8 protein-coding genes are annotated in these 10,170 nt (G+C 55.1%); 3 read left to right on the top strand and 5 right to left on the bottom strand.

The window, feature by feature from the left end; genetic code table 11:
• On the top strand, positions 1-2,799 hold a 2,799-nt coding region (locus F4Y00_04580; GenBank protein ID MYE04230.1), incomplete at its 5' end, for an efflux RND transporter permease subunit.
• Positions 2,800-2,870: 71 nt separating this feature from the next.
• Here F4Y00_04580 and F4Y00_04575 read toward each other — a convergent pair.
• The 4 genes from F4Y00_04575 to F4Y00_04560 form a co-directional block, all read right to left on the bottom strand.
• Positions 2,871-4,076: a DUF2236 domain-containing protein gene (locus F4Y00_04575; GenBank protein ID MYE04229.1), complete on the bottom strand. Its 1,206-nt coding sequence runs from the start codon at positions 4,074-4,076 to the stop codon at positions 2,871-2,873.
• A 95-nt stretch (positions 4,077-4,171) separates the two neighbouring features.
• Positions 4,172-5,377: a DUF2236 domain-containing protein gene (locus F4Y00_04570; GenBank protein MYE04228.1), complete on the bottom strand. Its 1,206-nt coding sequence runs from the start codon at positions 5,375-5,377 to the stop codon at positions 4,172-4,174.
• Between the two features lie 216 nt (positions 5,378-5,593).
• The gene (locus tag F4Y00_04565; protein MYE04227.1) at positions 5,594-6,631 is read right to left on the bottom strand and encodes a phytoene/squalene synthase family protein; all 1,038 of its coding nucleotides are present in this window, start codon (positions 6,629-6,631) and stop codon (positions 5,594-5,596) included.
• Between the two features lie 105 nt (positions 6,632-6,736).
• Complete coding sequence (locus F4Y00_04560) at positions 6,737-7,273, bottom strand: hypothetical protein (protein ID MYE04226.1); 537 nt, start codon at positions 7,271-7,273, stop codon at positions 6,737-6,739.
• 44 nt (positions 7,274-7,317) lie between these two features.
• On the opposite strand from F4Y00_04560, the gene F4Y00_04555 reads away from it, so the two are divergent.
• Together F4Y00_04555 and F4Y00_04550 are read left to right on the top strand one after the other, a co-directional pair.
• Complete coding sequence (locus tag F4Y00_04555; GenBank protein MYE04225.1) at positions 7,318-8,163, top strand: FkbM family methyltransferase; 846 nt, start codon at positions 7,318-7,320, stop codon at positions 8,161-8,163.
• Between the two features lie 118 nt (positions 8,164-8,281).
• A complete protein-coding gene (locus F4Y00_04550) occupies positions 8,282-9,469 on the top strand; it encodes a glycosyltransferase family 4 protein (protein ID MYE04224.1) in 1,188 nt (395 codons plus the stop codon).
• On the opposite strand, the gene F4Y00_04545 is transcribed toward F4Y00_04550, so the two are convergent.
• A complete protein-coding gene (locus F4Y00_04545) occupies positions 9,447-10,166 on the bottom strand; it encodes an FkbM family methyltransferase (protein MYE04223.1) in 720 nt (239 codons plus the stop codon). The two genes, F4Y00_04550 and F4Y00_04545, sit on opposite strands and share 23 nt — an antisense overlap.
• Positions 10,167-10,170 lie beyond the last annotated feature (4 nt).

Genomic DNA, 10,170 nt, shown 5'->3' with positions numbered 1-10,170 from the left:
AACACACCACCCCCCCCCCCCCCCCCCCACCCCACCACCTCTCCTCGCCACGGATACGCTTATAAGACTTTTAACATCAACCAACCGGCATACGAGATTGAGGAAGGAATTTCGTCTTTACCCGAAGTGTCTTTGTCCGAGACCAGCGGCGCCCGCCCGTACGAAGTTTCGATTGAAGTGCCTCTCCATCGGCTTCGGGCGCTCGGGCTTACTCTGGATGATGTCGCGTTGGCGGTCCGGCAGGGTTCACTCGAGTTGTCCGCCGGAAAAATTTCCACGGACGAGGAGGAAATTCTCGTCCGAACGCTGGGGCAGAACTACGAACAGGCGGACTTCGAAGACATTATCGTCCTGACGCGGTCCGATGGAACATCGGTTCGCCTCGGTGACATCGCGACCGTACAGGACGGCTTCGCAGATACCGATCTCATTGTACGCTACAACGGGCAGCGGGCTGTTCGCGTGGATGTGTACCGCACCTCGGAGGAACAGGTGCTTGAGATCGCTGAGGTCGTCAAGGATTATCTCGCGGCCGAAGTTCAACCGACTCTTCCTGAAGGCGTCTCCGTCGAGATATGGAAAGACGATTCCGAGGAAGTCGGGGGACGCCTTGGTCTTATGATCGAGAATGCACTGCTGGGAATGCTCCTTGTGTTCCTGGTGCTTACGCTGTTTCTGGAGATTGGGTTGGCTGTGTGGGTGGCTGTGGGGGTGGGTATCTCGTTTATGGGAACCTTCCTGGTGATGGGGCTCCTGGGTGTGTCCATCAACATGTTTTCTCTGATGGCGCTCGTTCTGGCGCTGGGGATCGTCGTGGACGATGCGATCGTGGTGGGTGAAAGTGTTTTTGCAGAGCGCGAGCGAGGCATTCGTGGGTTCGCCGCGGCCATCAGGGGGGCAAAACGGGTGAGCGTCCCCGTCATATTTTCGGTCCTCACTACCGTGACGGCTTTTGCGGCACTGCTTTCGGCGCCCGGGCCCCAGGGGAAACTCGGGCGCGCCATTCCTATCGTGGTGATCACGGTACTGTTGCTCTCACTGATCGAGTCCCTGCTTGTATTGCCAAACCACCTTGCCCACCTGTCTTCGCCGAGAGAGCGTGCAGGCGCCTGGCTCAGCCGGCGCATCCGTGGCATTCAGAAAGCCGTGGATACCCTGCTCAAGCGCATGGTGGACGGTCCCCTGGATCGTGGACTGCGACTGGCCGTCGACCATCCCCCTGTCATTCTTGTCTCTGCAATAGGCCTGATGATCCTGTCGATGGGAATCGTGGCATCGGGTATCGTCCCAAACCAGTTTCTCACCCCTATCGAGGGCCAGGTCGTTTCCGCCAATCTGGAGATGCCCGTGGGCACACCCGGGGAGCGTACGACCGTGATCGCTGCCGAACTCGAAGCTGCGGGACACCGCGCGGTGGCGCGGATCGCGGAGGGCCGGGCTCAGGATGCACCTCCGCTGGAGGTTGGCGTGGCTGTCACCGTGGGGGAAGCGGCAACACTCTATGACCCCTTGGGCGGCAACGCAGTGGAAGCGCCGCGCGGCCACCTTGGGGCGGTCCAGTTCAAACTTGTCGACTGGGAGCGGGCGGGCATTGCAGCCTCAACCTTCGAGCAGGTATGGCGGGAAGAAGCGGGTAATTTTCCGGAGGCGAAGTCCCTCTCGATTTCTTCGAACCTGATTTCCCTGGGTCTCCCTGTTCACTTTGAACTCTCTCATCCGGATCCGGATCGGTTGGCCGTGATTGCCGACGAGTTCACCACAGAGTTAGCCGGCATAGACGGGGTTTTCGATATCCGGAGCAACCTCGACGAAGGGTTCAAAGAACTTCAACTGGAACTCAAGCCCGGGGCTCGTACTCTTAACCTGACCCTTGGTCATTTCGCAGCGCAAGCACGGTCCGCCTTCTTTGGAGCCGAGGCGCTCAGGGTGCAGCGAGGGCGCGAGGACATGCGGGTATATGTGCGTCTCCCCGAAGAAGAGCGTAATTCCGCGACCGATGTCGAGGGCTATCTGATCCGTACACCGGGCGGCGAGGTGCCCCTGGGTCAGGTTGCGACTGCCCGGTTCTCGAGGTCCTCAGCTGCCCGCCACAGAGTGGATGGGCGACGCGCGGTGACTGTTACGGCCGATGTGGATGTGCAGATCGCCACGGGACAGCAGGTAAACCGCCGGCTGGAGCGCGGGGTCCTCGCGCGTCTGGAGGCGGAGGAGCCGGCCTTTGCGTACACTGTCGGCGGCCAAAGGAAACAGCAGCAGGAAGCCAATGCCGATCTGGGCAGATCGCTTTTCCTGGCTCTGCTGATCATGTACGTGCTGATGGCGATTCCTTTTGGTTCCTATTCCCAGCCGCTCATCATCATGGCTGCGGTTCCGTTGGGCGCCATAGGCGCCATAGCAGGGCACATGCTCATGGGCCTGAGTCTGGGAATCTGGTCGATGTACGGACTGATCGGCGTAAGCGGGGTGGTCGTGAATGACTCGCTGATGATGATCAAGTTCATTAACGACCTGAGAAGATCCGGAGCGCCGGCCAGAGACGCAATCATTGCCGGAGCAAAGGATCGTTTCCGGGCCATCCTGTTGACCTCCGCCACTACGTTCGCAGGGGTTGCCCCCCTGATTTTCGAGACCAGTACGCACGCCCAACATCTCGTGCCGCTGGCGACCTCCGTCGGTTTCGGCGTGCTCATCGCCACCGTGCTTCTGATGCTGGTCGTGCCTGCGCTCGTAATGACGCAACATAACTTCGGGGCATGGCGAAAGAGACACTTCCCGTCGCGTTCTTCTTCTCCCGAGTAGGCCGCCCCGTTTTTTTCAGGGCGTTTTTTCCATCGAGAGGCTTTGTTTGCGTTATTTTTGGCTCGATGCCCTCACCATTGCCTGGATTCTTCCGCATACACAGCGTCAGGAAGCCTGTAGCTTATGCCCGCCATATCGAATGCCGAGGCCTCGAGCAGGGAGGTGAATTGGGAGAAGTTATTATTCTGATTGCGTTTTGGAAATAACCTGTTCATCACTTGGGCATAACGGGACTGCAACCGGAACCATTCCAGCACGCCAAAGGACCGATTCGAGGGATACCGCAATTCGTCGGCAAGCGCATTCCCGATAAGCGCTCGAGATATGCGGTATACGTACTCCGCCATTTCACGACGCCCGACCGGATCATTAATTCCTATAACCAATGGGGAGGAGTTAATCAGCGCATTCGCCATCGCGATTGCCTCCAACTCGTTGGCGGGCTCGCATATCCTGCCAATCTCGAATAATTTCAGCGCATCCTGCTCCTTGTGAAACAAGATGGTCTCGGGAACACCCATCAAAAGACTCGAATGGCGCCATATCTGCATAAAACTCCCGCGTTCTTCGTCGTTGAATTCGGCGCCCAGGCTTTTCAAATGCTTCAGTAATCTTGCCGAAAAAGCAGCGGCTGAGAATCCCATATGCGCTGCACTGATTGGTACGCCCCACGCCTCAGTATCCCAGTCGTCGGATTTGTTCAGCAGGTATCTGATCTGTGCGTGGACCAGCCGGATACGGACAGACAACTTCCAGCCGTCACCGATTCGTTCCAGCCCGCCGGGCATGAATATCTCGATCATGTGCCGGTTATTCTGTCTCAAACGCCTGACGCCGTGTTCGCGCACCCGCCCCGTTATGAAGAAAGACTTGCTGATATTCGTGGAAAAGCCTTCTACCAAAACGCCTCCCACGAAGGCTCCGAGAACCAGGCTCGAGTTTCTGTGGAACATGCGGATGCCCGGGATATAGGCCGACAGATCCACCCAATCGGGCGGTGTGTCCAACGTTCTCAGGAAATCCCGTAGCGCGGATGGCGCATCGCGCAGAACGTGTTCCCTCTCCCCGGGGTCTTCCGTATTCAACCCCAATTTGAAGAATCGCGCCGACGTTCCCCGGTCCAGGGAAGCCATCTGTTCGATCACCGCATCAGCCTCGGGGTCTCCGATCTGCGTATGGGCGATGTAGTTGGCGGCCATCTCCGGATGGATGGTCTGGGCCCTTGCATAGCCCGGGATGTAGCAAGAAGGGGTGTTTTTCACACTACCAGCCTTCATGTCCCCGGTTCAACTTTGGGGAATTACATATAAAAATCGCCAAGCCCTCTGGTATGTAATCCTCTTTTGTTCGCCATGTTTCCGGCTCGATGGTCTCACCATTGCTGAGATGCTTCCGCATACAGATCGTCAGGCAGTCTGTAGCTTATGCCCGCCGCATCGAACGCCGAGGCTTCAAGCAGGGAGGTAAACTGGGAGAAACTGTCATTCCGGCTACGTTTCGGGAATAGACGGTTCATCGTTTGGGAATAACGGGATTGCAGCCGAAACCATTGCAATACCCCGAAGGTCGGGTTCGCGGGGTACTTCAGTTCATCGGCGAGCGTATTTCCGATAAGCGCTCGAGATACACGGTACACATACCCTGCCAAATCACGACGAGCGAGGGGATCCGTGATACCTATCACCAGTGGAGCGGAATTGATCAGAGAATTCGCCATTGCAATGGCCTCCGGCTCACTGATGGGCTCGCACATGCGCCCCACATCGAATAGCCGCAATGCCTCCTCCTCGTCACGGAACAAAATGGTCTCGGGAACGCCCATCAAAAATCCCGAATGGCGCCAGACCTTCATAAAACTCTTGCGTTCTTCGTCGTTGAATTCGGCGCCCAGGCTTTTCAGATGCTTTAGTAATCTTGCCGAAAAAGCGGCAGCGGAGAACCCCATATGCGCTGCACTGATCGGTACGCCCAACTCTTCCGTATCCCACTCTTCGGATTTTTTCAGCAGGTATCTGATCTGTGCATGGACCAGCCGGACACGGATAGACAACTTCCAGCCGTCTCCGCTTCGCTCCATGCCGCCAGGCATGAATAACTCGATCATGTGCCGGTTATTCTGTTTTAAACGCCGGACGCCGTATTCGCGCAATCGCCCCGTTGTTATGAAGGACTTGCTGATATTCGTGGAGAAACCCTCTATTAAAACGCCTCCTACGAATGCGCCGAGGACCAGCCGCGAGTTCCTGTGAAACATGCGAATGCCGGGCATATAGACGGAGGTGTCTACCCAATCAGGCGGTGTATCCAACTTTCTCAGGAAGTTTTGCAGTGCGGACGGCGCATCGCGCAGAACTTGCTCTCTCTCCTTGGGATCTTCCGTATTCAACCCCAATCTGAATAACCGCGCTGCCGTTCCCCCGTCGAGGGAAGCCATCTGTTCGATCACCGCATCTGCGTCGGGGTCTCCGATATGCGTATGGGCGATGTAGTTCGCCACGATCTCCGGGTCGAGGGCTTGGGCCCTTGCATAGCCCGGGATGTAGCAAGAAGGGATATTCTTTGGCTCGGCGCTCATCATGTGACCGGTTCAATTCTTATCGAGCCCTGGCATGTTTACAGGCCGGAAAGTCTGAGGTGTCTCAATCTTGCTATAACGCAGAGCAAAATACATATGGGAAATACAAAAAATACATATGGAAAACGCAAATAGATTTAATCTCCTGCATAGTGTCAACAGGCCCTGGAGGTTCCGTACAAATCCACGAAGCAGCCGGGACCCGCACGGCGACTTCATTCACGAAGAGGGCAGTTTTCGGGTCAATACTCCGAAAAGGAATTTCAGCGCCGGATTCCAGCGGGCCAGAGCGCTGGTGACGATGACGACGGTCCACACGCTGCGCCGGGAGATTTTTACTTCCTGTCCGCTGCTGAACGTGGGCGTTGCATGAATGCGGCGCAGGGTGAGGACGGCCATACCCAATGCCCAGAGGCAATGCCGGCGGATGCCGGTTTCGTGTGAAGGTATGATCAGCGTATACCGCAACGCGTTTTCGAGGTGCCGGCGGGCGATCGCCACGAGCCCGGATAATCCCTTGACGAAGCCGGGATCGGTCCGGCCGGGGGATAAGGAGCGCAGATCGAAACCGGCAGCGAGGAAAACGTCCTGCGGAAGCCAGCACGCGCCGCGATTCCGGTCATCCCATACGTCCTTGAGGATATTGGTCATTTGCAACCCTTGCCCGAAGGAGACGGCCAGCGGAAGCAATTCTTCCCGCCGTGTATTGATCTCGGCGGAATAGTCGCAGAACAGCTCGGTGAGCATTTCGCCGACCACGCCGGCGACATAATAGCAATAGCGATCAAGATGCGGGACGTCGTTCAGGCCGTCGGGCGTGGCGTTCTGTTGAAACTCCGCCATGCCGCCCGCCATGATTCGGACGCAGCGTTCGAGCGCTCCTTTCTGGACGGTATTGAACCCGCTGGTGATGCGAATGACCCGGACGGTGTTGGCGATCAGGTCGTGTTCGCTCGGAGTCGTGGAAGATGACAGCAATGCGCCGAGTTCCCGCGCGAAAGGCTCTGCTTCCGCCCGGCCTGCAACGACTTCGGCAAAACGTTCCGCGAAAGCCTGCTTCTGCCCGGCGGGCAGGACGGGTTCGTCTTCGATGGTGTCCGTGATGCGGCACAGGAGATAGGCGTTGCCTACCACCGTGCGTAACTTTTCCGGAAGCTGCGGGATCGTGAGGGCGAACGTGCGGGAAACGCCTTGCAGGATTTCTTCCTGATAAGCGAGGTCGCTATTTGCCGATTCATTCGAGGAAGGCGCCGCCATCGTAGCCGTACGTATCCGCTGTCTTAAAAAGGAAAAGGTACACGGTTTATTGCGAGCCTGTCAACTCAGAGGCGGGGACGCAACCCTGCAGGAAATCAATGAGGGTCACGTATCCGGGAGTACCGTAAACCCTTCCTTGTAAGCTGCTATCCGCAAACGTTGATCGAGCGAAACGAAACCTTGCCCCTTTGTGTGCGCCTCGCATGCCATCAATGCGGCGGCGAGTTGCAAGGCGTCTGCTGCCCGCAGTGCATGCACGGCCAGTAATCTTTCCGCGATGCTTCGTATGGTTTTGCTCGGTTGACGTTCGGGGATGGCGTGGCGGCGTTCGGGTTGGGTCGCCGTCCGTACCGTTCGAACGACAATCCCTACCTGGAGGCGCACTTCCGCACGGTTCGTTCGCGGCATGCCCCGCGTGCCCATGTCCTCCAGCGAGGCCTGGATCAACAAGCCGGACGATCCCGAAGCGGCGCGAAAGATCGCCGCCCGACGGAAAAACCGGCGAAACCCTAATCCGAAGCGCGAACGGAACCGATGCGCGTGAACCCCGTCCGAAGACCGCAAACTCTTGAGCGGCATGCAGAAGCCGTCGAACAGCCCGGCCTTTTTGTCGTCTTTGTGCTCATAATCGCTGCATTGCATTAGCGTTAAGGCGTGCTAACAATAAATCAGGTGAAACAAGTCGCATGAATAACATATCCTTGGTTATAGCAACGCTTAAAGACAGCATTGTTCGGCTATCTGGCGCATTGGGCGTGGATATTGCCAAGCACAAACCAGCGGGCGTACTGGAAGGGCGTACTTCTCCGGATGCGCTGGGCAAGCTCATCCGCAGTTTACATCCTTTGCAGGCCGGGGCGCCATTGATTCGCTTGGGGCCCGATGGCGACGGTGGGTACCTTTTGCCGAATGATCTGGAGGGAATTAAATATGGTTTCTCGCCTGGCGTTTCCACGGAGTCGGGCTTTGAAATTGATCTGGCGAATCAGGGCATGCAGGTGTATCTGGCGGATTATTCGGTGCCGGTGGTTCCGCAGTCTCATCCCAATTTTGAATTTGACAGGAAATTTGTGGGTGCATTTTCCGATGAAATTTTTATGACACTAGATGAATGGAAAAAAAACAAAATACCTGATTACAAGGGCGATCTAATTTTGCAAATGGATATAGAAGGAATGGAATATGAAACATTGATGCAAATATCAATGGATCTCTTGGCACAGTTCAGGATTATTGTCATTGAGTTTCACAATCTTCAAGCGTTGTTCCGCCGAACATTTTTTACTCTTGCATCCAATGTCTTCGATAGGCTTCTACGGACCCACAGCGTTGTACATATTCACCCCAACAACTGTTGTGGTTTTGTCAAGGGAAGCGGATTCGATATTCCGCGAGTGGCGGAGTTTACATTCTATCGGAATGATCGATTTAGAAGGGGTATGTATCAAACTATGTTTCCTCATCCTCTGGATAGGGACAATACACACAAACGCTCATTACCGCTACCGGGATGCTGGTACCGCCAGTCATGAACCCTAATCCGGGTTTTTGGTACATTCTTGAACTATCGGGTTCGCTCGAACCGATCTGGTCCAAGATCGTATCAAGGTCCCCTTGTTTCTGTTTAACTCGCCGTTCCAATGGCTGCACATGTCTTTCAATGATCGCCCCGTGTACTTTTTCTACCGGGTAATTTTTTGGTATCGTATTCCGGTACTGGAGAAATTGAACGAACGCCTCGACGGGCGGCTTGTCGTATGTTCCGGGAATCCTCCGGGAGCGTCTTCGTTGGGAAATCTGGTTCGGGAAAGCGATCCCGCATACAAGCAGGTATACCTTTGGAATCACTGGCTTTTTGGTGAAAAAGTGCACGCACAGCCGTTTCGTCGTGTTTTTAATCTTTATGGTCCGCCAGCAGCAATTCTTGCGGAGGAAAGTCCGCGTTCTGTTACGTTGCCTTTTTTATTGCGTTACGCTAAGTCAGTTGGAGCGGGACGGGTACTCTGGGGACATTTTTCGTCGAACTACAGGGTATTCAACCCGAGGCGCCATATTCTGGACAGGTACCGTTTGGCGTTGGCAAAAGAAGTGGAGGGATGTGTTTGCTATACGGAGGGCAGGGCCAATTTGCTGCGCCCGTTTGTTCCGGATCGCAATATTTTTGTGGCGCGCAACACGATGGATTTGCGTCCAATGTTTGCACAACGGACGACGTTGGCGACAGAGGGAAAACAGGCAGTTCGGCGGCGACTTTCCATTTCCCCCCACAGTCCTGTTCTGGTCTATATAGGTCGGCTGATTCGGGGAAAGGGCACGGATATGCTTCTCGAAACCTGGGAGATTTTGACGAAGGATACGCCTGGAACTCTATTAATCATAGGGGATGGGCCGGAGCGAGCAACAATGGAGAAGACGGTAGCGGCTCGTTCGTTGCAGGGCGTTCGCTTTCTTGGTTCCTTGCTGCTCGAGGAAGCCGCTCCCTGGTTGTATGCTTCGGATGTGATGCTTATGCCAGGGTATCTTGGCTTGGCCGTGAATCATGCGTTTGCCTTTGGCGTACCGGTGGTGTCGCTGCATCATCCTGAAAGCGCTGGGGGCGTGAAGTTTCACAGTCCCGAAGTGGAATACGTGCGTTCCGGGAAAACCGGTCTATTGTGTTCAGGGCATACTTCCGAGGCGCTGGCGGCAAGTGTACGGGAAGTGCTGGCGGATCAGGATAGGTACTCATCGAATGCGTTGGCATACGCTCGGAAACATTTGACGATCGACAGGATGGTGGATGGTCTTGAAGCAGCGGTCCGTCACGCCGAAGAGATTAGTGCTGTAAATCGCGTGTAAAGAGTACATCGGCATATGTGGCGTTGTATTCTGACGTGATTACTTGATTGAATACGCCACGCATACGATAACCTTTTGCATCCAATTCGTGAAACACATCGCGGAATCGGGATTGTCCATCGTATAAATCTGCAAATAAAATTTCTACGTAAATATGATCGATATAATCCAATAATTTAGTGGCAGATAAAATAACCTGTTTTTCAGCGCCTTGTACATCTATTTTCAACAATACGGGAGCGGGTAAATCCTTTGCGTCAATCACTGAGTCCAAGCGAACAGTTTCAACAGATATTTCATGAGATAGCGTACCGCCGAAAGCCATCTGCAATCCTTGAGCTGGGCGCAATAGAGACGAGGAATCGCCGCGATTTGCCACGTAGAAGGTACGCTCGCCAGAGCTGACATCTAGGGCAAGGCGATGCAATGTTGTGAGTTTGTCATCACCAAAGAGTCGTTCGTAACGATCAGCCGATTCGGGGAGCGGTTCGAAGGCAATGATACGGGTTTTTGGAAATAATTTGCGCACCAGCAACGAAAATTGCCCTTTGTTCGCACCCGCATCAATAAGTGTGGCCGGCGCAAGGTGTTTTACCATGGCGTAATGCTCTATGCCTCCGGCTATCCGATGCCGTATTAACGGTGGGATAAAACCGGGATGCCTGCACAGGCCCATTAATTTTTTCCAACGGTTCATGGGA

Source organism: Bacteroidetes bacterium SB0662_bin_6 (genome assembly GCA_009839485.1).
Taxonomy (GTDB): Bacteria; Bacteroidota; Rhodothermia; order Rhodothermales; family VXPQ01; genus VXPQ01.
The sequence above is the reverse complement of the archived record's forward strand: the minus strand, read 5'-3'. Positions and strand labels throughout refer to the sequence as shown.